The sequence below is a fragment of the Chitinimonas prasina genome (assembly GCF_030160395.1).
Lineage (GTDB): Bacteria > Pseudomonadota > Gammaproteobacteria > Burkholderiales > Chitinimonadaceae > Chitinimonas > Chitinimonas prasina.
The window spans coordinates 126714-152644 of sequence record NZ_BSOG01000002.1 but is presented as its reverse complement, the minus strand read 5'-3'; the positions used below and the strand labels follow the sequence as shown (position 1 = coordinate 152644).

Here is a 25931-nt window from a genome sequence, read left to right as displayed (position 1 = left end):
CTGGCGCGTCCACTGCAAGCGCTTGAGCACAAAGGCTACCGACCATCGGTCACCTTGATAGTGCTCGCTATGGCCTATGCTGAAGCAACTGCGGAGGACACCATGAACCGACAGAACGCCGACCCGGAAGCCACCCGCCTGGCAGCGCTGCATCGTTGCGGTATATTCCAGACCCCTGCCGAGCAGGATTTCGATTTTCTGACCCGGCTGGCGGCTGAAATATGCCAGGTGCCCTATGCCTTTGTCACATTCGTGGACCAGGACTATGTCTGGGCAAAGGCCTGGCATGGCGTAGAGAAGATTGCCCCGGCGGCCCGCTGCGACGATTACTGTGATTTTGTCATCCGCAGCGGCCAGCCTCTGGTAGTGCATGACCTTTGCAGCGACCCGCGCACAGCCAGCTTGCCACCGACCCTGGACGGTTTTCGCATGTATGCTGGTGTTCCCCTGCTGACTGCCGACCAGCAGGCTATCGGTACGCTGTGCGTGCTCGACAAGCGGGCGGGCCAGCCCAATGACCACCAGCTAGAACTGCTACAGTCCCTGGCCCGCCAGGTCATGGCTTTGGTAGAGCTGCGCCAGCACAAGCGTGAGCTGGAAGCCAATGTGCATTTGCTGGAACGCTTGGCCACGACCGACGAGCTGACCGGGCTGATGAACCGCCGCCGCCTGATGGAGCGCCTGAGCGAAGAGTGTGCGAGGGCGCGCCGGTTCAAGGAGCCCATGGCGCTGGTGCTGCTGGACCTGGACCATTTCAAGCAGGTGAACGACCAGTGGGGCCACGCCACCGGCGATATCGTACTCGCCAATACCGGCAGACTGATACGCGAGACCCTGCGCGAGACGGACAGCGCCGGCCGTTACGGCGGTGAGGAGCTATGCCTGCTGCTGCCGCATACCGAGCTGGACGGTGCCGCCACCGTGGCCGATACCCTATGCGGCCGGCTTGCTACCCGCTCGCATCGTACTGCCGGTGCGCCGGAATATGTCACTGCCAGCCTGGGGGTGGCCGCCAGCAGCCACCTGGAGCAATGCCACCCAGCCACCCTGCTGGCCCAGGCTGATGCCGCCCTGTATCGCGCCAAGGATAACGGCCGCAACTGCGTTGTGGTCGCGCAAGAGGCGCTGGCCTAGTCTAGGCTGAAGCAGCAGCAACTTGATTCGCAACCCAAGCTTGCCAATGATTAGAGCGTAAGCCGGCTCAGCTGGTTGTCACGATGTTGTCCCGTTGCTACTGACCCTACTCCCTCCAAGCGAGCAGACGCATGCAATCACTACGCAGCAAACTCATTGTCGCCATGGCCATTCTGGTCAGCATAGTCGCCTTGATACTTACCATTGCCTCCTACACTCGCATGCGCGATGAGCTGATGGCTGCATTGCAGTCTCAGTCCAGCGAGGCCGCCCAGGCAGCCGCGCGATCGGCGGACGAATGGCTGAACGCCAAATCCTCCATCATCACCGCCATGGCGGGTACGGCAGGCCAACTAGCCACCGCAGCCCCACCAGCAGCCCCAGAGCCCGCAGCAGATGCCGCACCCGCCGCACCCACGGCAGAAACCGCCGCACCAGCTGCGCCGGCGACACCAGCAGCCCCGCCCGTGCTTCCCTTTCTGCAGTTGAGCGAGAAGTCCGGGCAGTTTGATACCACCTATGTGGGCTATGACGACAAGCAGATCGTATTCTCCAAACCGCAGAACCTGCCCGAGGGTTACGACCCGACAGGCCGGCCTTGGTACCAGCAGGCCAAGTCAGCGGGCAAGACCATCATCACTGACCCCTATGTAGATGCCGCCACCAAGAAACTGGTGATTTCCATGGCCAGCCCAGTTAGCGGCACCTCTTCAGGCGTTGCCGCCGGCGATGTGTTCATGGATGGCTTGGTCAGCGGTGTACTCGGGGTCAAGTTGGCCCATCAGGGCTACGCCTTTGCACTCGATGCCAAGGGGGTGGTGCTGATCCACTCCGAGGAATCCAAGCGCATGAAGCCGGCAATAGAAATGGCGCCAGGGTTGGATGCCAGCAAGCTCAAGGCCATGGCCGAAGGCGGTCAGATGGAGCAGATCACCATTGATGGGCAGGAAAAGTTTGTCCAGGTACGCCCCATCCCCAGCACCGGTTGGTATCTGGCAGTGGCCATAGACAAATCCGATGCCCTTGCACCGCTCGGCAAGTTGCTGGTCTTCTCGGTCATGCTAGTGGTCGTGCTGCTGGTGATATCCATGGCCTTGCTGACGGCCACCATCAGTAAGATGCTGGCAGGCCTGATGCGGGTGCGTGATGCCATGCGTGCCATCGCCACCGGCGGCGGCGATCTTACCCGTCGCATCCCGGTCAGCGGTAACGATGAGATCGCCCAGACAGCCCAGGCCTTCAACCAGTTTCAGGAGCAACTGCGGCAGATGTTTGTGGAACTACAGGGCGAGGCCAGCCACCTCACTGACGGCGTCAACAACATCGCCACCCTGACTCGCCGTATGGCGGAGGACTCGCGCCAACTGGCCGACCACGGGGCAGCCAACGCCGCCACCATAGAAGAGCTGACCGTTAGTATTTCGCACATCGCGGACTATGCCGGTGACGCCAACACCCTGGTCGACGCCACCGGCAAACTGTCGGCCGAGGGTTCCAACAGCATTGCCCAGGTATCCGGCGAAATCGACAACTCGGCCAGCGCCGTGCGCGAACTGTCCTCGCTGTTTACCGAGGTCAATCGCCGTGCCGACGATATCGGGGGCATCGTGCAGGTAATCAAGGAGATTGCCGACCAGACCAACCTGCTGGCGCTCAACGCAGCCATCGAAGCGGCACGCGCCGGCGAGCAGGGCCGTGGCTTTGCGGTGGTAGCCGACGAAGTCCGCAAGCTGGCAGAGCGCACCGGCCAGGCCACCCAGGAAATCTCCACCATGATAGGCAGCATGCGCGATGCTACTCAGGGTGCAACAGGCAATATGCAACGCACGCTCACTTCGGTAGAGGCCGGCGCTGGGCTGATACGTGAGACTGCCAGCAACATCGCCCAGATACAGCAACGCATGTCGGAAGTCGTGAGCAATATGCGTGAAATTGCCCATTCCACCAGTGAGCAGCGGCAAGCCGCCACCCTGATGGCACAGAATGCCGAGCGCGTGACGGCCCAGATCCAGCAAAGCGACGAAGCCTTGCAGGCCATGACCGGCACCCTGGGTGAGCTGGATCAACTGGCCAGTGGCATCCGCACCATGTTCGCCAAGTTCAAGCTGTGAATAACTTGTACTTGGAAAACTGACCCTTTGCTGCCCAAAGCCATGAAATGGCGATATAGGGCGGTTACAGCGTGAAATATCCGCCCAAAGGCTGATTGCTTTGTCATAAAACTCCCCTATGCTGAAACAGGCAAAGGGGAGTTTTCATGTCAGGCGCGGCACACTACGACGAAGAGCAAAGGCTCAAGGCGCTCTACCAAAGCGGCTTGCTGGACAACCAGAAGCACGAGGATTTCGATTTCATCGTGCAGGCCGCCGCCAGGCTGTGTGATGTCCCCCAGGCCTTCGTCGCCTTTGTCGATCGCGGCATCGTCTGGATCAGCGCCTCGGTGGACTACCTGCCCTTTCGCCAGTTGCCGCGCGGGGCCACTTTCGCCGACCTGGCACTGACTGGCGATGCCTTTATCAATATCCCCGACCTGCATACCGACCCGCGTACGGCCAGCCACCCGCTGACTCAAAGCGGATTCGGTTTTTGCATGTATGCAGCTACACCCATTTTTGCCCCGAATGGGCATGCCATAGGGGTGCTGAGCCTGCTGGACAGTCGCCCACGCCTGCTGGATGCAGAGCAACGTGAGTGGTTGCTGCAGTTGGGTAGGCAAGCGTCGGCCCTGGTGGAGTGGCGGCGGGTACGCAAGGAGCTGGAAGGAGCCTTGTTGGAGCAGGAACGCGCTACCCGGATGGACCATCTCACCGGCCTGCCCAACCGGCCGTGGTTGCTGGCGCGAATCGAAGAGGAATGCAATCGCGCCCATCGGTTTGGCCACCCTTTCTCCCTGATCCTGTTCGATCTGGACAAGCTGGCTGAAATAAACGAGCAGATGGGCCGCGACTGCGGTGACGCCGCGCTGGGGCGGGTGGGCAGGCTGCTGCGCCAATCACTGCGCAACACCGATACAGCAGGCCGCCTATCTGGCGACCGCTTCTGCATCGTCCTGCCCAACACCTCGGCCGATGGCGCAGCCACCCTGGCCGAGATGCTACGTGGGCGGATCGAGTCCAAACCCAATCCACTGGAACCCGCCCTGGCCATGACCGCCAGCTTTGGCGTGGCCTGCGCGGCCGAACACGGCATATACGGCGCGCACAGCCTGTTGGCTGCAGCTGGCGCGGCACTGGATCAGGCAAGAATCGATGGACGCAACCGCGTGGCGGTAGCCCTCAGCACACCGCCTGATTTGGGCTAAGCGCCACTACCGCTCAGATCAGCGCTGCGCCACCCTGACTATCTTCATGGTATTGGTACTACCCATCAAACCCACCGTGTCGCCCACTGTTACCACGATCAAGTCGCCAGGCTGAACCAGGCCTTGCTCCAGCAGCTTGAGTTCGGCCGACACCAGCAACGACTTCTGGTCGCAATCGTGCGCCAGCATCATGGGATAGACATCGCGGAACAGACTCAGGCGCCGATAGGTGGCGATTTCTGGCGTCATGGCATAGATGGGCACACCGCAGTTCACCCGGCTGGTCCAAAGTGCCGTAGCCCCTGTCTGCGTCAATGCCACGATGGCCTTGACCTTGAGGTGGGTAGCGGTAAACAGGGCCGCCATGGCGATGGACTGATCGACCCGGATGAATTCACGATTCAGGAAGTCGCGGTCCAACTGGTAGTCCGAGGACTTCTCTGCCTCCAGGCAAACCCGCGCCATTGCCTCCACTGTCTCGATGGGGTATTTGCCAGCCGCCGTTTCGGCCGACAGCATCACGGCATCGGTACCATCCAGGACCGCATTGGCCACGTCACTCACCTCAGCACGAGTCGGCACCGGGCTGGAGATCATCGATTCCATCATCTGAGTCGCGGTGATGGTCAGCTTGTTCTTTTCCCGCGCCAGACGAATCATGCGTTTTTGCAGTGCAGGTACAGCTGCATCGCCTACTTCCACCGCCAGGTCACCGCGGGCCACCATGATGGCATCCGAGCTTTCGACCAGCTCGTCGAGATTGGCAATGGCCTCGGTACGCTCAATCTTGGCCACCACCTGTGCACGGCTGCCCGCGGCCTGTATCAGGGTACGAGCCATATACATGTCCGCGCTGCTCTTGGGGAAGGACACTGCCACATAGTCTGCCTCCAGCTTGGCGGCGACCTTGATGTCCTCCATATCCTTGGCGGTCAGGGCCGGCGCAGAAAGCCCACCGCCTTGCCGGTTGATACCCTTGTTGTTGCTCAGCACGCCCCCTACCCGCACGCGAGTATGAATGGCGCTACCCTGCACGCTCTCCACATCCAGCACCAGGCGGCCATCATCAAGCAGCAGCACATTGCCGGGGCTGACATCGCGTGGCAGCTCCTTGTAATCCAGCCCGACCCGCTCGTTAGTGCCCAGCTCGCATGCCGAATCGAGGATAAACACCTGGCCCGGCTCCAGCGTGACCTTGTTCTTCTCGAATTTGCCTACCCGTATCTTGGGGCCTTGCAGATCCACCATGATGGCGACCGGTAGATTCAGCTTCTCAGCCGCCGCCCGCACCATCTCGGCACGACCGATATGGTCCTCAGCCTTGCCGTGCGAAAAATTCAAACGTACGACATTGACACCCGCTGCGATCAAGCGGGTAAGCACCTCAGGGTCGCTGGTGGCGGGGCCTAGCGTGGCAACTATCTTGGTACTGCGCTGCATGCGGTAGCACTCCTCGGCTTGGGTGGGTGTTCCGTACACCGCCAGGGTTTTCGGCGGCATTCCGGCAACCGGCTGATACCGGTCTCTTATGTAGTAATTCTACAAGCCGATTGCGATGTAATCCCGACTATCTGACTACGCCCTAGCTATCACGACATCTTTATCGCTTTTCGCCCACAGCGGCTACCGCTGGTAAACCCGTTCACGGGGGTAAGCGCACGTGCTGGCATCAGCATAGCCTACACTTCGCCAAGCCCTTGCCTGCGTGCCTTGGCGGCAGCCCGCCGCTCGGCAAAGAAGTCCTTGAGCAATTGGCCGGCTTCCTCCGCCATGACCCCCCCCTCCACCACGGTATGGTGATTCAACTGGGCGTAGCCAAACAGGTCCAGCACGCTGCCAGCCGCCCCGGTCTTGGGGTCGGGCGCAGCATAGACTACCCGCGCAAGGCGGGCGTGCATCATGGCCCCGGCGCACATGGCACAGGGCTCCAGCGTCACATAGAGTTCACAGCCCGGCAGGCGGTAGTTGCCCAGCAGGGCGGCGGCAGCACGCAAAGCGCGCATTTCGGCATGGGCAGAGGGATCGTGCAAGCCTATGGGCGCATTACTACCCCGGGCAATGACCACGCCGTCTTTCACCAGCACCGCCCCTACGGGCACCTCGCCGGCCACGCGGGCCAACTCGGCCTCCTGCAGGGCCAGTCGCATAAAGTGTTGGGCATCGATCATGGCTTGCTAGGTTCATGTGGGCAGCAAAAGAGGCGGCGAAGTTAACCCGATTCGCACGCTGCCCGCCAGCTATTTGTTGGCTGCCAGGGCCCGTTCAAATGCGGTGGACTGTATCAAGCTGCGGGCTTCCGGCTCGGTTTGTATCAACCTCGCCTCACGCATGAAGCGCAGCACGGCACGCACATGGTATTCCAGCCCACCCAGGTCACCATGGCGCTTGGCAGCTTCTGCCGCATTGGGGAACTTGATACTGGCCAAGCCCGCCATCATGCTGGTATCGCCTTCGGCGACAAAGCCCTTGAACAGGCCAGCATTCAAGGTCGCCTTGAAATCGGCAAAGCGGGTGCCGCCACTGCGAACCCAGCTCACTCCCTTGAGCCATCCACGGTAGAACCGTACCCATTGCTCATCCGGTATGCTGGCGATGGCTTGCTTGTTGGCGGCAAATCCCTCGGTCACGATGCCGGCATAAGTTGCGCTATCAGCGGGTATCGAAGCCCCCACTGTGCGGTAGATAAACATGGCTTGTGGGTCGGGCAACACACTGAGCGGTATCTGGCCCTTGGCAAAGGCGCCAGCCAATTTCTCGGGACTGGCCTCCATCAATTTGTAGTCGCTCAGTTGCCGACCATTGGCGCTGAGATAGCGCGCCAGCAGGAACAGCTGTCCAACCTGCTTGTCGCCCACGCCCAGTATCTGGCCATTGAGTTTGGTGACATCGGCGCCAGCCTTCAGCAGTATCTTGACGCTGCCGTTGGAGGTATGGGTTTCCGCCGTCAGCTTGATCGGCGCGCCTTCCATCTGGGCACCCACAAAATTCGCCGTCAGGTCTCCGGCGATATCCACCTCGCCGTCGCCCAACGCCTTCAGCAGTGTACGGCTCTCGCTGAAGGGCACCAGTTGCACCTGCACCCCCAACTCTTTCCAATAGCCTTTTTCCTCCGCCACATTGAGCGGGGCGAAGCCCAGGTTGGGCAGATAGCCTACCTTGATCGGTGCAGCGTGCGCCAACAGCGCCAGCGAGGAAAGAACGGCGGCGAACGCCCCGCGCTTGATAGTAGCCCACATACGTTTGCATCCCTCTAGCACACCCCGTGGTCGGAGCTTTGTTCTAAGAGCCACTAACAAAACCCTTCTGGCGTTGTTGTGCGAGCTTGCCGTACCCACGTACTGTCATCGCTCGCACGCCTAGCCAGAACCGCTACGCTGGGTTTTGTTAGCCGCTCTAATTGCAGTCAACAGCCGATGCTGACGGCATTAAGCTTAACCAAATTGGTGATGTTGTAGATGCGGGATTACGGCGATGTGACATTTATCCCTACACCAAGCGCTTAGTTGGCAACACTTTCATGCCAAATGCAGGAAAAATACCCGTACTGAATATGCAATCAGGCTATGCCCAGCAACTCCGCGGCATGTTTGCGGGTGGTATCGGTAATGTCCACCCCCCCCAGCATGCGGGCGATCTCTTCTATCCGCCCAGCATCGTCCAGCCTGGCAATGCGGCTGAGCACCGTCTCGGCGGTCTGCACCTTGCTGACCTGCAACTGCTGGTCGCCACTGGCGGCTACCTGCGGCAGGTGGGTAATGCACAGCACTTGGTGACGCTTGCCCAGCGTCTTGAGCAGCTTGCCCACGATCTCCGCCACGCGCCCGCCTATACCCACATCCACTTCGTCGAATATCAAGGTCGGCACCTCGGCCACCTGGCTGGTCACCACCTGCAACGCCAGGCTGATACGCGACAGCTCACCACCCGACGCCACCTTGGCCAGCGAACGTGCAGGCGCACTGGCATGCGGCGCCACCTGGAACTCCACTTGTTCCAGGCCATAGGCCGCAGCGATTTCACCGGGTATCAGGGCAATCTCGAACCGGCTTCCGGCCATGGCCATGGTCTGCATCTCGGCACTGACAGCCTTGCCCAGTTTCTCGGCAGTGGCGCCGCGCGCCTTGCTCAGCTGTGCTGCGGGCTTGCGGTAGGCAGCTTCGGCCTTCTGTACCGCCGCCGCCAATGCCTCCATGCCCTCATCACCGCCCAGCTCGGCCAGGCGGGCACGCCAGCCGGCCAGCTTGCCCGCTAGTTGCTCAGGCTCGATACGGTACTTGCGCGCCAGGCGGTAGATATCGTCCATGCGCCTTTCCACTTGGGCCAGCCTGCCTGGGTCCAACTCCACCTTGTCGGCGTAGTGCCGCAAGGCATGTACTGCCTCAGACAGATTGGCATCAGCCGTCGCCAGCAACTCCACCGCCTCATTCAGGCCGGGGTCCAGGCTGGCCAGATCGGCCAGGCGCGACTGCACACCTGCCAGCAATGACTGCGCATTGACCTCTCCGTCCGCCAACGTCTCCAGCGCACTCTGGCCACCTTCGATCAGGCTGGCCGCATGGCTCAGCCGGCTATGCTCGCTCTGCAGCTCCTGCCACTCGCCAGCCGTCATGTTCAGGGTGGCGATCTCCTCAATCTGCCACTGCAAACGCTCGCGCTCGGCAGCGTATTCCCCAGCATGCTTGCTGGCCTCATTGAGCTTTTCCTCGGCCTTCTTCCAGGCCACGAACGCCTGCCGCACGCTACGTGCCAGCTCTGTCTGGCCGGCAAAGGCATCCAGCAACCCACGTTGCGATTCTGCCCGCATCAGCGACTGATGCGCATGCTGGCCGTGGATATCCACCAGAAACTCCCCCACCTCCTTGAGCTGGGCCAAGGTCGCTGGCTGACCATTGATAAAGGCACGCGAACGGCCAGTCGCGTCTATGGTACGGCGCAACAGCAGGCTGTTCTCATCGCCTTCCAGCTCATAGTCCTTGAGTATCTGGGCCAGTTCATCATGCCCCTGGATATCAAACTGGGCCGATAGATCAGCCTTGTCCGTGCCATGCCTGACCACGCTGGTATCCGCCCGCGCACCCAGCAACAGCGACAAGGCATCGATCAGGATGGATTTACCGGCCCCGGTCTCACCCGTCAGCACCGTAAAGCCGTTGCTGAAGGTCAGCTCGAGTTCATCAACGATCACGAAATCGCGTAGGTGGAGTGTCAGCAGCATGGTTTTGGCAAACAATAGATAGAGCCCGGCACCGCAGCTAACCGCAGCGCAGCCGGTCAGAATGGCGAATCAGAACAGGCGCTCGCCCCAGTGCAACTTGTGGCGCAGCATGTCGTAGTAGTTGTACCCCACAGGGTGCAGGATGCGGAGCGAGTTGCGGTAGCGCTTGATGGTCACCCTGTCCATTTCGCGCAGGTCAAAATGCGAATGCCCGTCAAAGTGCACTTTTACCTCGGACCCACGCGTCAGCATGAACTCCACGGTAGACGCATCGTTGACCGCAATAGGCCGTGCCGTCATGGTCTGCGGGCAGATAGGCACCAGGGCAATGGCCGGCACCGTGGGATGCAGTATGGGGCCGCCTGACGCCAAGGCATAAGCCGTAGAGCCTGTCGGTGTACTGACAATCAGGCCATCCGAGCGCTGACTGTAGACGAACTGGTCATCGATAAAAATCTCGAACTCGATCATGGCACCCAGCGAACCTCGGCTGAACACCACGTCATTGAAGGCCAAGGCGGCATGCACCTCGCGCTCGTCGCGTATCACCTTGGCCGAGAGCAGCATGCGCTCTTCCGGCACAAAGTCGCCGTCCAGTATGCGGGGGATGATGGTTTCGATGTCATCCACGCCCACATCGGTCATAAAACCCAAGCGTCCCTGGTTGATGCCGACCAGAGGAATGCGATATGGCGCCACCAGGCGGGCAATCGACAGCATGGTGCCGTCGCCACCCAGCACGATGACCAGATCAGCCACCTTGCCTATCTGCTCGGGTGGCACCACCAGGGTATCGGGAATCGGATGCTCGGCCGCCGTATCGGCATCCAGCACGATGCTGGCACAGTCGTGCTGGCGCAGCAGGGCAGCGAGGCGGCGCAAGGGCTCGCCGATATTGGGGCTGTTGCGCCTCGCCACCAGGGCGATCTTCTTGAAGAGCGTACTCATGGGAAGGATTTAACCATAAGGCCAGCGCCTTGGGTTAGCGCCGCTTGCTAGCATTTTGCTGACAACAGGCCAGTACGCCTATTTAACGGCCTGCAGCCAGCGCCAAGGCAACGAAATCGCGTGGCACGCTGGTGCGCGGCACCCTGCCGGTAAACCAGCGCCGCACATCGTCTTCCAGCCCTATGCCGTGCATATAGTTATACAGGGCCTTGTTCAAGGCCTCGCCCAGGCTGTTATGGTCCACTCCGGAAGGGTCGTGGAAGCCCACGTCGTTCTTGGCAAAGCTGATCTCGGGCAAAGGCAGCAGCGTCACCCCGTACTCTTCCGGGTTCTTGCCTACCGGCGAATGCACGGTGCAGACAAAGCGATGGAAGAAGCCGGACTGGATGCAACCGGCCGCAAACAGCTGCCGTACATACTCCAGGGCATCGACAGTATCGTGCACTGTCTGGGTAGGAAAACCATACATCAGATAGGCATGTACCAGGATGCCCGCCTCGGTAAAGCCATGGGTAACCCGCGCTACCTGGTCTACCGACACCCCTTTCTTCATCAGCTTGAGCAAACGATCCGACGCGACTTCCAGGCCGCCTGAAATAGCGATACAGCCACTATCGGCCAGCAGCTGGCACAGATCCGGCGTAAATGACTTCTCGAACCGGATATTGCCCCACCAGGAGATGGCAACATTACGTCGCAGCAGCTCTTCCGCCAGGGCACGCAGCATCTTTGGGGGGGCTGCCTCATCAACGAAATGAAAGCCCGTTTGGCCTGTCTCGGCAATGATGGCCTCTATCCTGTCTACCAGTGTGGCAGCGGAGGCCGTCTCGTAGCGCGAGATGTAATCCAGGCTCACGTCACAGAAACTGCACTTCTTCCAGTAGCAGCCATGGGCTACCGTCAGCTTGTTCCAACGCCCGTCCGACCAAAGCCGGTGCATGGGATTAAGCATGTCGAGCAGGGAGAGATAGTGATCCAGTGGTAGGCCATCCCAGGTCGGCGTGCCTATCTGCTCGAACGGGACATCCGCTTCCATGAAGTTGATATAGCGCACCTTGCCCGATTCACCGTCGCGCACATAGGTGCGCACCAAGCGTTGCTGCGAGCGCTTGCCCTTAAGGTGCTCCAGCAAGGCCAGCAGAGGCCGCTCGCCTGCATCCAGCATCACATAATCAAAGTAGTCAAACACCCGCGCCTCGGTCAGCTCGCGCAGCTCGGTGTTGACGAAGCCACCACCCAGCAAGGTGACGATCTGCGGATGGCGGGACTTGATGGTCTGGGCAATACGGAAAGCCGCATACACGGCGCCAGGAAACGGCACCGACAGCAATACCACCTGCGGCGCCTCGCGCTCGATGGCGGCCAGCGTCAATTCGGCCAGCAGGTCATCGACCAGGTTATGCGGCGCAGCCAGCGCCTGGGCCAGGGGCTCGAAGGTGGGCTGCGCCTGCGCCAGCGATTCGGCATATCGGACAAACTCGAAGCGCTCATCCACTGCGTCGCGCAGCACATCGGCCAGGTCATTCAGATAGAGCGTAGCCAGGTGGCGGGCACGATCCTGCATGCCCAGAGCACCAAAAGCCCAGGCCAGTGGGTCACCACCCTCAGGGTCATCCGGGTCTACATAGACATCCAGCGCGTCGAATCGCGGCCCTTCCGGCAGAAAGCGCCGGCTGCATATGCGATGGGCGACGGTGGAGTCCCGCCCCTGCAGGAAGGCGATAACCGGGCCTACCGTACCCTGGTACAAGTCGAAGTGGGTATCAAAGCCCTCGACCAGGGGAGTGCGCGCCGACGGCGACAGCGTTGCAATATGCTCACGCACCCGCGCCAGGCCATCGGCAGAAAACAGGCGCAGCACCAGGGCCAAGGCCAGATCCTGCTGTACTGCATCCACCCCCTGCGAGCGCAGGAAACCGGTCAGGTAGGCCGTAGACGGATATGGCGTATTCAGCTGCGTCATAGGCGGAATAAGCGACAGCACGCGCGGGGATTGCATCACGGCGCTCATGCCGCGCCCCCCAAAGCCCACATACTGGCCGCCCTGCTGCCCTCAAAACGCCACACTTGCTGCATCTTCATCACCGACTACCTAACAGAACTGCCGCCCCAGACCGGGCTGCCCACCCGTCATTTTGCCTGATCAGCGCGTCCAGGTGGCGATGGTGCAAGGCGCTCACGCCAAGCGTCTTACCTCGCACCGGCCCCAAATCGCTGCAAAAGCGCCCCAGCCATGATTGAATATGCCCTTTCGGCACCCCGCGCTCTCCCGCCTCATTCTTCGCATGCCCCCCGCCCCGCTGCACCTTACGCCTGCCACCCTGCATCTCACCGAGCAAGGCATCCCCTATTCCGCTGCGTTCGACGATATCTACCACACCCAGGATGGCGGCCTGGCGCAAGCACGCAATGTGTTCCTGGCCGGCAATCAGCTGCCGCAGCGCTGGCAGGGAACTCAGCACTTTGCCATATGCGAAACCGGCTTCGGCCTGGGCTTGAGCTTTCTGGCCACCTGGCAGGCCTGGCGTGCCGACCCGGCACGCGGCACCCGGCTGCACTTCATCTCCTGCGAGCTACACCCCTTCAGCGCGGCCGATCTCGCCAGCCTGTACCAGCATCTGTTTACCGACGATGCCGATCTGCACGCACTGGGGCAAGCGCTGATCGAGCAATGGCCCACCCTGGTGCCCGGCCTACACAGGCTGGAACTGGCCGACGGCGTGGTGTTGACCCTGCTGCTGGGTGATGCACTTGAATGGCTACCCAGACTATCCGCCCAGATCGACGCCTTTTTCCTGGATGGTTTTGCACCCAGCAAGAACCCGGAACTATGGCAGGCGGCGCTCTACCAGCAATTCACCCGCCTGGCGGCCAATGGCGCTACGCTGGCCACCTACACCGTGGCGGGCGCTGTCCGTCGCGGCCTGGAGGCTGCCGGCTTCAATGTGGCCCGCCAACCGGGCTTTGGCAGCAAACGGCAGATGCTGACAGGCCAGTTTCGCGGAAAGCGCCATCGGCACGCAGCCCCCACTACACAGCACGCCATCGTGATCGGTGCTGGCGTGGCGGGCAGCGCCATCGCCGCGCGGCTAGCAGCGCGTGGCTGGCGCATTACCCTGCTGGATCAAGCCCAGGCGCCGGCCCAGCGGGCATCAGGCAACCATGCGGGCGCCTATCGCCCTGTTCTTTCAGGCGATGACAATCTGCAGGCTCGCCTGGTCCGGGCGGCCTTTCTCTATGGCCTAAGGGGCCTGCGCAAACTACCCAATGTTATCTGGGCCCCCTGCGGTGCACTGCAACTGGCACGCGATACCACCGAGGCCGAACGCTTCGAGCAATTACCCGATAGGCTGGGCTTGCCACCAGAATATGCCCAGGCCGTTACCCGGCAAGCATCCAGTGCGCTGGCCGGGCATGAGCTGACAGCAGGTGGCTTGTGGTTCCCACAGGCCGGCTGGATCAACCCGCCCAGCCTGGTGCAGGCCCTGCTGGCTGCAGCGGGCGATCAACTGGATGCCCACTTTGGTAAGACAGTGGCCCAGTTGCAGCCAGGGCCGTACGGGTGGCAGGCATGGGATGCCGACGGACAATTGCTGGCGAGCGCGCCAGTGGTCGTTTTGGCCAATGCAGCGGACGCCGCCCGCTTCGCCCCAGAGCTGGAGGTCGGCCAGGATGAACGTCTGGTCAGCCACCTGCCGCAGGCGCAAGTGCCGGCACTCCATACCGTGGTTTGCCGTGGCGGCTATCTCACGCCCGCCCATGGCGGCCTAGCCTGCATAGGTTCCAGCCCAGCCGGCGCCAGCGCAGCCGGCGACAACCTGGCCCTGCTCGCGGCCATGCTGCCCGATGCTGCCCAAGGACTGGATGCCAGCCTGCTGGGTGGCCGGCGCTGCCATCGCCCCGGCACCCCTGATCGCCTGCCCCTGGTCGGCCCGCTGGTCGCGGCAGAGGGCTTCCAGCCCAAGCATGCCGGCAGCCTGCACCTGGCCCCGCGCCGCCTTGGGCTGTACGCCTTTACCGGCCTGGGTGCCCGTGGCCTGGTCTGGTCGCAGCTCTGTGCCGAGCTGCTGGCATCACAGATCTGTGGCGAGCCCTTGCCACTGGAGCGCGAGCTGGTACAGGCCCTGGACCCAGCCCGCTTCCTGGCGCGCCGCAACAAATAAGCCCTGGTTGCGCAGGCAGGTTAAGATGGCGGGCTAGATCAGACTATCCAAGCCTATGACACTCACCGTATTACACCCACGCTGGCTTATCCCCGTCGAGCCGCAAGGCCTGGTGCTGCAACAGCACGCCCTGGTCATCGACGCCGAGCGCATCGCTGCCCTGCTGCCCAGCGAGCAAGCCCGCGAACGCTACCCGCAGGCCCACCATATCGAGCTTGCCGATCACGCCCTGCTGCCCGGCCTGGTCAATCTGCACGCACACTCGGCCATGAGCCTGCTGCGCGGCTTGGCAGACGACCTGGCCCTGATGGACTGGCTCAACAACCATATCTGGCCGGCCGAGGGCAAGCACGTATCCGATGCCTTCGTCTATGACGGTACCCTCCACGCCATGGCAGAAATGCTGCGTGGCGGCACCACCACCGTCAACGACATGTATTTCCACCACGAGGCCGTGGCCCGTGCCGCGATTACCGCCGGCATGCGCACCGTCGTCGGCTGCTCCATCCTGGAGTTTCCTACCGGCTACGGACAAAACGCAGACGACTACATCAGCAAGGCCATAGCCGCGCGCGAGGCCTTCCGTGGCGAACCGCTGGTGGGCTTCAGCCTGGCGCCCCACGCCCCCTATACGGTATCGGACGAGACCTTCAGCAAGGTTGTCACCCTGGCCGAGCAATTGGAGATGGGCATCCATTGCCATATCCATGAAACCGAAGACGAGATCGCCGGTAGCATCACCCAGTATGGCGTGCGCCCACTGGAGCGGCTACGCGCCCTGGGCGTGCTCGGCCCCGGCCTGGTAGCCGCCCACGTGGTCCACGCCAACGATGCAGAAATCGAGCTGCTGGCCCGCCATGGCGTGCATGTGGCACACAACCCGGCCAGCAACCTCAAGCTGGCATCCGGCTTTGCCCGCATCCATGCCTTGCAGGCAGCCGGTGTCAACGTAGGCCTGGGCACGGATGGCGCCGCCAGCAACAACAAGCTGGACATGCTGGGCGACCTGCGCCTGGCCGCCCTGATCGCCAAGGCACAATCAGCCAACCCCACGGCATTGCATGCCGCCGCCGCACTGGAAATGGCCACGCTGGCCGGCGCCCGTGCGCTGGGCATGGCCGAGCAGATAGGCAGCCTGGTTGCCGGCAAGCAGGCCGACATCATTGCCATCAACCTGGCCGATATCGGCTCACAGCCGCTGTACGATCCCATTTCGCAAATCGTCTACGCGGCAGGCCGCGAGCAGGTATCCCACGTCTGGGTTGCCGGCCGTGCCTTGCTCCAAGAAGGCGAACTGAGCACGCTCAACCCCGGCCAGTTGCTTGCCCGTGCCCATTACTGGCAAGCACGCATCAGCGCCTGAACGCCGCCCGCCCATCACGCCAGGACACCACATATGACGGAATCCACACACAACCCAGGCCAGCCGGCCAACGACACCGTACGCAACGCCGACGATGCCGAACTGGCCAAATTTGCCGACCTTGCCCACAAATGGTGGGATATGGAGAGCGAATTCAAGCCCCTGCACGAGATCAACCCCCTGAGGCTGGGCTTTATCGACGGCCACGCCGGGTTGGATGGCAAAACCGTGCTGGACGTGGGTTGCGGTGGCGGCATCCTGGCAGAAGCCATGGCCCGTAGCGGCGCAACTGTCACCGGGCTGGACCTGGCCGAGAAATCGCTCAAGGTAGCCCGGCTGCATGGCCTGGAATCCGGTATCAAGGTCGATTATCGCTGCCTGCCGGTAGAGCAACTGGCGGAGAGCATGCCCACCGCCTTCGATGTGGTGACCTGCATGGAGATGCTGGAACACGTGCCCGAACCCAGCAGCGTGGTGGCCGCTGTCTCCCGCCTGGTCAAGCCGGGTGGCTGGGTGTTCTTCTCTACCATAGCGCGCAACCCCAAGGCCTATTTACAGGCTGTTGTGGGTGCCGAGTATGTGCTGGGCCTGCTGCCACGGGGCACGCACGATTACGCCAAATTCCTCAAGCCCTCTGAACTGGCCCGCATGGCCCGCAACAACGGCCTCGACCTGGTCGAACTCAAGGGCATGGGCTACGACCTGATAGCCAAGAGCTACCACCTGAACGACGACGCCAGCGTCAACTACCTGCTGGCCTGCCGGAAAGCCGCAGCATGATCTCTGCCATTCTGTTCGACCTGGACGGCACGCTGGCCGATACCGCACTGGACCTGGGCGGCGCGCTGAACCGCTTGCTGGCCGAGGAAGGCCGGCCACCGGTAGCGCACGAACGGATACGCCCCATCGCCAGCCACGGCGCCCGTGGCCTGGTTGAGCTGGGTTTTGGCATGAAGCGCTACGAGCCCGGTTTCGACGCCCTGCGTTTGCGCTTTCTGGACCACTACGAAGCCGGCTTCTGCGACCAGACCGTATTGTTTGATGGCATCAACCCGCTGTTGGAAGCCCTGGACGGCCTGGGCCTGCAATGGGGCATCGTCACCAACAAGCCCATGCGCTTCACCGACCGGCTTGTACCCAGCCTGGGCTTTAGCGTGCCGCCCTGTGTGGTGGTATCGGGCGACACGGTAGGCGTGGCCAAGCCCGACCCCCGCCCCATGCGCTATGCCTGCGAAGCCATGGGAGTCTCAAGTGCACACTGCTGGTACGTGGGCGATGCCGAGCGCGATATCGCCGCCGGCCGTGCTGTAGGCATGACCACCGTGCTGGCGGATTACGGCTATATCGCAGCAGAAGAAAAACCTGACGAATGGGGTGCTGATCTGCGCATCGCCAGCCCGATGGAACTACTCACGCTGCTGCCGACGCGTTGACACCGGCAGGCTCGGCTATGATGGGGGCTGAGACTATATTTTTCCGGTTGGCATGAAACCCACGCGGCGCAGCTTCGATATCTTCGACACCCTGATCACACGCCGTCATGTGCTGCCGCAGTGGGTGCAGCATGAGTTGGAGCGCCGCACCGGCCTGGTCGGTCTGGCCGATGCCAGGCGCCAGGCCGATTGCCAACTCTACCTGGCAGGCCAGCCCTATGGCCTGGACGAAATCTGGTGCGCGACAGCGCAGCTACTGGGGCTGGATGACCACACCCGCCAGCATTGCCTGCAATGGGAACTCCAGCTCGAGCAGGAAGAAATCATCCCCATCCGGGCCAATCTGCAACAGGTGCAGGATGGCGACCTGCTGGTGTCGGATATGTACCTTAGCGTGCCCAATATTGAGGCCTTGTTGACGCAGGCAGGGCTGCGCCGCAAGGTCGGCATCGTCGTCAGCAACGATGGCAAGCACCGTGGCCATATCTGGCCTGCGCTGCTGGCCGAATGCAACATCACCAGCCACCTGGGTGACAACCCTCACAGCGATGTCGCAAGCCCCCAGTCCGCCGGCATTCCCAGCCAGCACTACACCGGTGCCAGCCTGACCCAGACCGAGCAATGGCTAAGCGACCAAGGCCACGACAGCCTGGCAAGGTGGCTTCGCGAAGCCCGATTGGCCAACCCCTATTCAGACCAGCTCGGCACACCGGCCCTGGCGCACCTGTGGATGCTGGCCACTCAGTTCAATCTACCCCTACTCTACAGTGCCAGCCTCGCGCTGGAGGCGCATTGCCGCCAGCACGGTATCACTGACCTACTGTTCATCAGCCGCGACGCCTGGCTATGGCAGAAGCTGCACCAAGCCTTGTTTCCGCAGCGGCGCTGCCATTACTTCCTCAGCTCGCGCGCCTGCTTGCTCAAACCCAGCGCCAGCTATATCCAGTATGCCCAAGCCATGCTGCACCCCCATGCTCTGCTGGTGGACCTGGCTGGCACCGGCACCTCCTGGCAGCAATTTCTGGCAGAACAGCAACTAACAGCCCACCTATTCCTGCTGCAGCAGGTAGACAACTATCAGTACCTGCAACATGCCCCACCCGCCAGCGACAGACTGACCCTGCACGCACTCAGTCGTGCCAGCGAAATCGGCCCGCCCTACTCCAATGCCCTTGAGCAGCTCAATTTTGCCCCGCATGCCCGAGTGCAGGATGTGGTGCAAACCCCCGATGGTCAGTGGCAAGCACAGCTGGTCGATGCGCTGGAATACCCCGAGGTCTACGCCCAGACTGCGGCCCAGGGCTTTGCCGCCGGCCTGGCAGCCCTGCCGTACTACCCCGAACTCGCCGACCCCATGGCAAACAAGGCTGGCGATCTGATACCCACGCTGCTGCGCGCCATCAATGCCGACCTGGGTCTCGCTGGCCTGTATCAAAGCCAGCGCCAGCACGACGCCTGCTATATAGCCAGCCTGCAAGCATGAACGGCCCATTGACCCAACTCGCCAACCACTACCATTCTGATAAGGGCACGGCCTTTCTCGATGCCCATGGCTACACCCGCGTCTACGACGCTCTGTTCGCCCCCTTACGCCACACCCCGATACACCTGCTGGAAATCGGCCTGCTGCATGGGCTGGTACAAACCCGCAGCGGGGTGAGCCAGTTCAGCGATTGCCCTAGCCTGCGCATGTGGCGCGATTATTTCTCGCAAGCCACCCTCTATGGCCTGGACATCGCCGATTTCTCGGCCGTGCAACTGCCCGGCACCGAGATCATCCGGGGCGATCAAGGCCAGCGTGGCGATCTCGCCAAGCTGAGCGAGGTGCTGGCGCGCCATGGCAGCGACGGTTTCGATGTCATCATCGACGACGGCAGCCACGCCTCGCACCATCAGCAGATCAGCCTGGCCACCCTCTTCCCCCTGCTCAAGCCAGGCGGGCTTTACATCATTGAAGACCTGCACTACCAGCCCGCCGAACTGGAACGCCCCGGCATCACCAAGACACGGGCGCTATTGCAGTACCTACGGCATAGGCAAGGCACACTCCAGGCCGCCATCAGCCAGCCGGAATTCGACTACCTGCTGGAACACACGGCCGAACTGGGCTTCTTTGACAGCCTGACCAGCAACTACCCCATCACCCAGACAGCCGATGCCTTGGCCGTGCTGGTCAAGCGCGCGCCCACACCATGACAGCCACGTTCAACATCGTCCTGATCTCGCCGGCGGGCTATCGCCATCCCGCCGCCTTTGCAGAGCTGGCGCAGATACTGCGACAAGCCATTACCGATGCTGGCTACCAGGCAGACATCACCTACAACCAGCTGCGGCACGATGCCATCAATCTTGTGTACGGCCCCCACCTGCTCAAACCCAATGACCTGCCCGCCGTCCCACCCGGCACCGTCTTCTTTCAGCTGGAACAGATAGACGCCAACTCCCCCTGGTATCAGCAGACCCTGCCCCACCTTATCAGGCACTTCGAGATATGGGACTACAGCAGCCGCAATCTGCAAGCACTGGCCCCCCAGCTGGAGCAGGCAAAGCGCTACCTGCACATGCCGCTGGGCGGCCAGCCACAGCGCGCATCCACGCCGGCCGTGGAACAGGATATCGATGTACTGTTCTACGGCTCCCCCATGCCCCGCCGGGACGCCATCATCCAGGCCCTGCAGCAGCAAGGCCTGGTAGCGCGGCAATACTGCAATATCTACGGCCCCGAGCGCGACGCCCTCATCGCCCGCGCCAAGCTGGTACTCAACCTGCACAGCTACGATGCCAAACTGTTCGAGATCGTCCGGGTAGCCCATCTGCTCGCCATGGGTGCGGCCGTCGTCAGCGAAACCAGCAGCGACCAGGCCGACTACCCCGGCATAGACCAAGCTATCTGCATCGTGCCTTACGAGCAATTGGTAGCAAGTTGCATCAAGCTGGTCGCCGACCCCGCCGCCCGCATGCAGCTGGCCCAGCAGGGCCAGGCATGGCTGGCAGACCATCCTCCGCTGCCCAAGCTGCTACCTGCACTGCAGCGCCTGGCCGCCGACTGGCAGCCTGCTGCCACCAGCGCCTGCCCCAACCGTATCAAGCTGGGCCTGAACCTGGCAGCCCACCCAGGCTGGCTGACCATAGCCGACAGCCCTGCTGCCGATATCCGGCACGACCCCTGCCAACCCCTGCCCCTGGGGCAAACCTTTCAGACCACCCGCTACGGGCCTGTCACCCTGGCGCAGGGCCTGTTCCAGCAGATAGACACCGCCGACTACGCCATGCTGTGCGATGACCTGCCCGACTTCATGGCCGCCTGCGCCCGGCTGCTGGCGGCCGACGGCGAATTCCGCCTCAACCTGCCGCACGAACTCTCCGGCTCCGCCTGGCGCCATCCTCGCACCCGCCGTAGTTTCAACGAGCAGAACTGGGGTATCTGGCACGACGCCCATGCCACCCTGGGCTGGGGCGATGTGGCCCTGGACCTGGCCGAATGCCGCATCACCCTCAGCCCCCTGGGCCAGCAACTACAACACGCCGGCCAGCCTGACGACGCCCTGCTACGCACACCGCGCGCGGTGGACAGGCTGGAAATCACCCTGCGCCGCCGCTGGCTAGCCGCAATAAACTAGTTGCCCCGCCCGCGTTGTGGGTATAATGGACTTGCTTAAGACGCAAAGCACAACCGGGGACGACATGGCTTCGACGGGGGTTGCGAAGCGGATGAGGGCATGCCGGGATCTCAGCACCCCGTTAAACGCTGAATCGATTTAGTCGCAAACGACGAATCCTACGCTCTGGCTGCTTAATCCCAGCCGGACGCTGCACTGATCTGCTCATGGGTCAGGCCGGGCAACCGGCAGCAGCGTTATATACATGAGATCGCAGTACGGCGGGCTACTTGTCGTACTGTCAAATCTAGGTAGCTCGCGGTTGCCAAGCCTGTCGGTCGGCGTGTCACCCGTTAAATCCAGTTGGCCAGACTAAGCATGTAGAACTTGCCGTAGAGGGCTTTCGGACGCGGGTTCAATTCCCGCCGTCTCCACCAATACCCAAAATCCCAACCGTCATCGGTTGGGATTTTTTCTGTCTGCAACGCCAGTGTAGGGTAACCCCTGTACCCGGCATCCTTGCGCCGGACTATCAGTGCTGCCAGCGATGTGGTAACAGCTCGTCGAGGTCATGGCCCAGTACCGCCCGATAGCGGACCAGCACGTCTTAGCTGTCCGTATCGCCGGGCTGGTTGGCGATAAAGGCGCGTAGTGGGTTGCGAGCATGCCCCCTGCAATCAGAGTTCGAGCCGCTTAGCGATCACCCCACGGCAGGGAAAAGGTCACGGGCGCTGCGGAGTGCCTGTCGAGGTGTCCTGAAAGCGGCAGATATCCGAAGGAACTGGTCGGCCTTGGTATCGGAAAATACAGTCCGACCTTCTTCAAGCCCTACTGCGTGATCTACCGGGTCACAGACAGCCCGGTCATCATTTACCTGATTGTGGACGGATAACATGACATGCAAACCGTGCTTGCTTGCCGCATGCGGGCACTTGACTCGCAGCCGCCCGGGCCAGCGCACACAAGTTCGGTATGCCGGTCGGCACATGGTCAACCGGCTGGCACCAATACTCAAAACCCCTCTTATCGAATGGCAATTATTCTTGCTTGCTCGTGCAGATTCCTGCATCCGGCAGTGAAAAGCACCACGAGCTGCTCATACACTCTTTAAACAGGCTTCGATAGAGTTATATCAGCAGCGAATGAACGGCCCTTGCCCCCTAAGGTAAAGCAATTAAGCACCATATTTTCGCCCCCTGAACTCCATGTATAACCTTGATTCTCAAGACCTTCTTCCGAGTTTTTGTCGCCGACTAATGGCCTGCCGTACTTCTTCGATAAAACCATCAGAATCGACTTGCAACTGGGATTCCTAGCGTAATTTTCATCCTTCCAGGTTTTTGGCTTAACACCCAAGAACTCATACGGCTTTTCAAGGCTTAACCTCAGCCACTTAAACTCGGCAAGTGCAGGCTTAACACTCTCCACCTCTTTAGACCAGTACGCTTGGCGCCGGTAAAGGTGAATGGCGTAGATGCCACTATTAACCTCAGACTTATCGACCCATACATAATATGATTTTGCTTCTGATGTAATTTGAAAAGTTGATTTAGGGTAGCGTTTACGGAGATCATATTCAGCTGTATCAATGTTCAAGCCAGCGTACTCAAAAGCAGGTTTTTCTGCCCATGCCCAACTCGAAAAAAGCAGGGTAAACAGCATGTACACTAGTTTCATAGTCGTAAAATCCCCTAAGCAAAGCGCCTACACAAACGGCCCCAAGTGTCAATTTTCTCGTTCAAATTGCCGGGCAAACAAACTCGCCAACCTCACCCCACCGACACCATCCCATCCTGCACACGCAACGGCACCGGCAGCAAGGCCGCGCCTGCACATTCGCCGGCCACGCACACGCCATCCTGCCAGCGATACCGGGCGTAATGCACATTGCAGCTCACGCTCTCGTGCGGCTTGAAGATCAGTTGCTCCTGCCGTCCGGCCAGTGGCACACCAAAGTGGGCGCAGCGATTGACGTAGCCGTAGACTACCTCGCCGCTACGCAACAGCAACAGGTGGAATGGCATTGTCGCCACGCCCAATGTCTGCATGGTCGCCACCCCATCCGGCAAGGCCGCCAGTGCACACACATGGCTGCCCGGCGCGGGGGCATGGGGCACTTGGGTCCAGTGTTGCGGCTCGGCTGCGCTCATGGGTAGGGATTCCCTCTGCCAAAGGTCACCCGGCGCATTCCGATACCCGCCAACGCATCGCAATGTGCCAGGCAAAATCGCAGGCTTATTGTTTGTCTGCGATACACCGCCACTTGGCAGCGCCAGCACAACTTGGCGCCACCGGTGGAAACGATTAGCGCTTGGCGGCCTCGGCGGCCATCACGCGCTGGCGGCGGCTTTCTGCCACGCACATGCCGGTCGCGACCGAGACATTCAGGCTTTCTACCGTGCCGAACATGGGGATATTGACCAGCACATCGCAGTGTTCGCGGGTCAGCCTGCGCATGCCCTGCCCTTCCGCGCCCATTACCCAGGCCAGCGGGCCGGATTGATCAAAGTGGAACAGGTCGGTGTCGGCATCCATATCCGTACCCGCTATCCAGACCCCGGCGTCTTTCAACTCCCGCAGGCTGCGGGCCAGATTGGTCACTACGATATAGGGCACCACTTCGGCGGCGCCGCAGGCCACCTTGGAGACAGTCGCATTGATGCCGACCGATTTATCCTTGGGCGCCAGCACTGCGTGCACCCCCATGGCGTCTGCCACCCGCAGGCAGGCGCCCAGGTTGTGGGGATCGGTGATGCCGTCCAGTACCAGCAGCAAGGGCGGTTCGGTCAGGTCTTCCAGCACGTCTTCCAGCGCAACAAAGGTCTTGTTGGCATCGATGACGGCCGCTACCCCCTGGTGCCTGTGATGACCCGTCAGGCCGTCCAGCCGGGCTGCATCGGCATGTATCAGCCGCACGCCGGTGTGTTCCGCCAGCTTCAGCAGCTCGTGCATGCGTGGGTCGTGCCGCTCGCGGGCCACATAGAGTTCCAGCACGCTTTCGGGCAGGCGGCTGAGGCGGGCGGTGACGGCATGGAAGCCGTGCAGTACGCGGGTATTGGCCATAGTCATGGTTCCTGGTGGGCATGATCCAGCAGCAGTTGCAGGCTACGCCTGCCTTGCCACTCATTCACGCAAAGTTGGTAGACCGCCTCTACCCGGTCGGGTAGCGGTTCGGCATGCTGGAAGTACATGGCGTCAAAGGTTTGGCCGCCCTGGCCTTCCAGTTGTAGTTTCAGGTGCTTCTCGCCCACCACACGCTGGCTGCGCACGCGAAAGCGGCCGATAAACCTTGGTGCCGGAAAACCCTGGCCCCATACCCGGCAGTCGAGGCGCTCGGCCAGCTCCATACTCATGGCGGCGGCATCCAGCTCCCCGTCGGTTTCCACCGTGCGTGTCAGGGCTTGGGCGTCCAGCAGCTCGCGGCACACTGTCTCGAAGCACTGCCTGAACAACCCTACGCCATCAGGATCGGCCAGGGTCAGGCCAGCGGCCATGGCGTGGCCGCCAAATTTGGCGATCAGGCTGGGTTCACGCTTGGAGACCAAGTCCAGCGCATCGCGCAGATGCAAGCCGGGGATAGAGCGGCCCGAGCCCTTGATCTCGCCCTCGAGGCCTTGCGCAAACACGATGGTAGGACGATGGTGTTTGTCCTTGAGCCGGCTGGCGACCAGGCCTACTACGCCCTGGTGGAAATCCGGGTCGAACACGGTCAGGCTATAGCGATCCCCCACATCGATCTGATCGAGCTTGGCCTGGGCAATATCCTGCATCTCAGCTTCGATATGGCGCCGCTCGCGATTGAGCTGATCCAGCTCACGCGCCATGGCAAGTGCCGCCTCGGTGTTGTCCGCCGTCAGACAGGCAATGCCCAGGCTCATATCGTCCAGCCGCCCTGCTGCGTTCAGGCGCGGCCCCAGCATGAACCCCAGGTCAAAGGCGCTCGCCCGGCGTGCTTCGCGGCCAGCCGCCTGGTACAAGGCCAGGATGCCGGGACAGGCACGGCCGGCACGCATGCGCTTGAGGCCTTGTTCCACCAGAATGCGGTTGTTGACATCCAGCTTGACCACATCGGCCACCGTACCCAGCGCCACCAGGTCCAGCAGCTCTGCCAGGTTGGGGCCTGTGCCGTCGCCAAAGGCGCCGCGCTGTCGCAGTTCGGCGCGCAAGCCCAACAGCACGTAGAACATCACGCCCACACCTGCCAAGTGCTTGCTGGCAAACTCGCAGCCGGGTTGATTGGGGTTCACGATCACGGCCTCAGGCAGTATCTCGCCGGGCAGATGGTGGTCGGTGATCAATACATCCATGCCCAGTTGCCGCGCACGCTGCACCCCGGCGGCACTGGCGATGCCATTGTCCACCGTCACGATCAGCTGCGGTTGGCGGCTTGCTGCCAGCTCGACGATCTCCGGCGTCAGGCCGTAACCGTATTCAAACCGGTTAGGCACCAGAAACTCCACCTTGGCGCCCAGCATGGAGAGACCACGCAAACCCACCGCGCAAGCGGTGGCGCCGTCGGCATCGTAATCCGCCACGATCAGGATGCGCTCCTGTGCTGCGACGGCATCCGCCAGCCTGGCGGCGGCTTGCACCAGACCCTTGAGTCCGCTGGGCGGCAGCAAATGCTTCAGCTCGGTTTCCAGCTCAGTGGCGCTGCATATACCCCGGGCAGCGTAAACGCGGGCCTCCACCGGATGCAGGCCTGCGGCAAGCAGGCTGTGCTCTGCTTCGGGTGGAATCGTACGGGTCAGTATTTGCATGTAAGGAATCGTGGC

Annotated in this window: 20 protein-coding genes and 1 other RNA gene; 11 read left to right on the top strand and 10 right to left on the bottom strand. The window is 61.8% G+C overall.

Annotated elements, in window-relative coordinates:
• Positions 1–102: 102 nt before the first annotated feature.
• From QQK16_RS07965 to QQK16_RS07955, 3 genes are all read left to right on the top strand, one after another.
• Positions 103–1134, top strand: a complete 1032-nt coding sequence (locus QQK16_RS07965) for a sensor domain-containing diguanylate cyclase (protein WP_284195918.1) — start codon at positions 103–105, stop codon at positions 1132–1134.
• A 131-nt stretch (positions 1135–1265) separates the two neighbouring features.
• Positions 1266–3245: a methyl-accepting chemotaxis protein gene (locus QQK16_RS07960; RefSeq protein WP_284195917.1), complete on the top strand. Its 1980-nt coding sequence runs from the start codon at positions 1266–1268 to the stop codon at positions 3243–3245.
• Between the two features lie 146 nt (positions 3246–3391).
• On the top strand, positions 3392–4435 hold the full coding sequence (locus QQK16_RS07955) for a GGDEF domain-containing protein (protein WP_284195916.1): 1044 nt from the start codon (positions 3392–3394) through the stop codon (positions 4433–4435).
• Between the two features lie 18 nt (positions 4436–4453).
• Here the strand turns inward: QQK16_RS07955 and pyk are convergent, their stop codons facing one another.
• The 6 genes from pyk to QQK16_RS07925 all read right to left on the bottom strand — a co-directional run bounded on the left by pyk (position 4454) and on the right by QQK16_RS07925 (position 12597).
• Complete coding sequence (gene pyk, locus QQK16_RS07950; protein WP_284195915.1) at positions 4454–5875, bottom strand: pyruvate kinase; 1422 nt, start codon at positions 5873–5875, stop codon at positions 4454–4456.
• 239 nt (positions 5876–6114) lie between these two features.
• Positions 6115–6603 (bottom strand): tRNA adenosine(34) deaminase TadA, encoded by a 489-nt coding sequence (tadA, locus tag QQK16_RS07945; protein ID WP_284195914.1) that lies wholly within the window; start codon positions 6601–6603, stop codon positions 6115–6117.
• 69 nt (positions 6604–6672) lie between these two features.
• Positions 6673–7671: an ABC transporter substrate-binding protein gene (locus QQK16_RS07940; RefSeq protein ID WP_284195913.1), complete on the bottom strand. Its 999-nt coding sequence runs from the start codon at positions 7669–7671 to the stop codon at positions 6673–6675.
• A gap of 320 nt (positions 7672–7991) precedes the next feature.
• On the bottom strand, positions 7992–9650 hold the full coding sequence (gene recN / locus QQK16_RS07935) for a DNA repair protein RecN (RefSeq protein WP_284195912.1): 1659 nt from the start codon (positions 9648–9650) through the stop codon (positions 7992–7994).
• Positions 9651–9719: 69 nt separating this feature from the next.
• Positions 9720–10598 carry an NAD kinase gene (locus QQK16_RS07930; protein ID WP_284195911.1) on the bottom strand — a complete coding sequence of 293 codons (879 nt, stop codon included), beginning with the start codon at positions 10596–10598 and terminating at the stop codon, positions 9720–9722.
• 82 nt (positions 10599–10680) lie between these two features.
• Positions 10681–12597, bottom strand: a complete 1917-nt coding sequence (locus QQK16_RS07925) for a B12-binding domain-containing radical SAM protein (protein WP_284195910.1) — start codon at positions 12595–12597, stop codon at positions 10681–10683.
• Between the two features lie 286 nt (positions 12598–12883).
• Between QQK16_RS07925 and mnmC the strand changes: the two genes are divergently transcribed.
• From mnmC to ssrA, 8 genes are all read left to right on the top strand, one after another.
• Entirely contained in the window at positions 12884–14761 is a 1878-nt protein-coding gene (gene mnmC, locus QQK16_RS07920) for a bifunctional tRNA (5-methylaminomethyl-2-thiouridine)(34)-methyltransferase MnmD/FAD-dependent 5-carboxymethylaminomethyl-2-thiouridine(34) oxidoreductase MnmC (protein WP_284195909.1), read from the top strand.
• 55 nt (positions 14762–14816) lie between these two features.
• Complete coding sequence (locus QQK16_RS07915) at positions 14817–16124, top strand: TRZ/ATZ family hydrolase (protein WP_284195908.1); 1308 nt, start codon at positions 14817–14819, stop codon at positions 16122–16124.
• A gap of 33 nt (positions 16125–16157) precedes the next feature.
• Positions 16158–16904 (top strand): bifunctional 2-polyprenyl-6-hydroxyphenol methylase/3-demethylubiquinol 3-O-methyltransferase UbiG, encoded by a 747-nt coding sequence (ubiG, locus tag QQK16_RS07910; protein ID WP_284195907.1) that lies wholly within the window; start codon positions 16158–16160, stop codon positions 16902–16904.
• A complete protein-coding gene (locus QQK16_RS07905; protein WP_284195906.1) occupies positions 16901–17557 on the top strand; it encodes an HAD family hydrolase in 657 nt (218 codons plus the stop codon). The genes ubiG and QQK16_RS07905 overlap by 4 nt, the downstream gene beginning before the upstream one ends.
• Before the next feature lie 52 nt (positions 17558–17609).
• A complete protein-coding gene (locus tag QQK16_RS07900) occupies positions 17610–19040 on the top strand; it encodes a hypothetical protein (protein ID WP_284195905.1) in 1431 nt (476 codons plus the stop codon).
• A complete protein-coding gene (locus tag QQK16_RS07895; protein WP_284195904.1) occupies positions 19037–19753 on the top strand; it encodes a hypothetical protein in 717 nt (238 codons plus the stop codon). The genes QQK16_RS07900 and QQK16_RS07895 overlap by 4 nt, the downstream gene beginning before the upstream one ends.
• Positions 19750–21177, top strand: a complete 1428-nt coding sequence (locus tag QQK16_RS07890) for a glycosyltransferase (protein WP_284195903.1) — start codon at positions 19750–19752, stop codon at positions 21175–21177. Before QQK16_RS07895 ends, QQK16_RS07890 begins: the two co-directional genes overlap by 4 nt.
• 55 nt (positions 21178–21232) lie before the next feature.
• Positions 21233–21593: a transfer-messenger RNA gene (ssrA, locus tag QQK16_RS07885) on the top strand.
• A 670-nt stretch (positions 21594–22263) separates the two neighbouring features.
• Here ssrA and QQK16_RS07880 read toward each other — a convergent pair.
• The 4 genes from QQK16_RS07880 to recJ all read right to left on the bottom strand — a co-directional run bounded on the left by QQK16_RS07880 (position 22264) and on the right by recJ (position 25916).
• Positions 22264–22818 (bottom strand): hypothetical protein, encoded by a 555-nt coding sequence (locus QQK16_RS07880; protein WP_284195902.1) that lies wholly within the window; start codon positions 22816–22818, stop codon positions 22264–22266.
• 107 nt (positions 22819–22925) lie between these two features.
• On the bottom strand, positions 22926–23306 hold the full coding sequence (locus QQK16_RS07875; RefSeq protein WP_284195901.1) for a Rieske (2Fe-2S) protein: 381 nt from the start codon (positions 23304–23306) through the stop codon (positions 22926–22928).
• Between the two features lie 154 nt (positions 23307–23460).
• Entirely contained in the window at positions 23461–24219 is a 759-nt protein-coding gene (gene rlmB / locus QQK16_RS07870; RefSeq protein ID WP_284195900.1) for a 23S rRNA (guanosine(2251)-2'-O)-methyltransferase RlmB, read from the bottom strand.
• Positions 24220–24221: 2 nt separating this feature from the next.
• Positions 24222–25916: a single-stranded-DNA-specific exonuclease RecJ gene (gene recJ / locus QQK16_RS07865; RefSeq protein WP_284195899.1), complete on the bottom strand. Its 1695-nt coding sequence runs from the start codon at positions 25914–25916 to the stop codon at positions 24222–24224.
• Positions 25917–25931 lie beyond the last annotated feature (15 nt).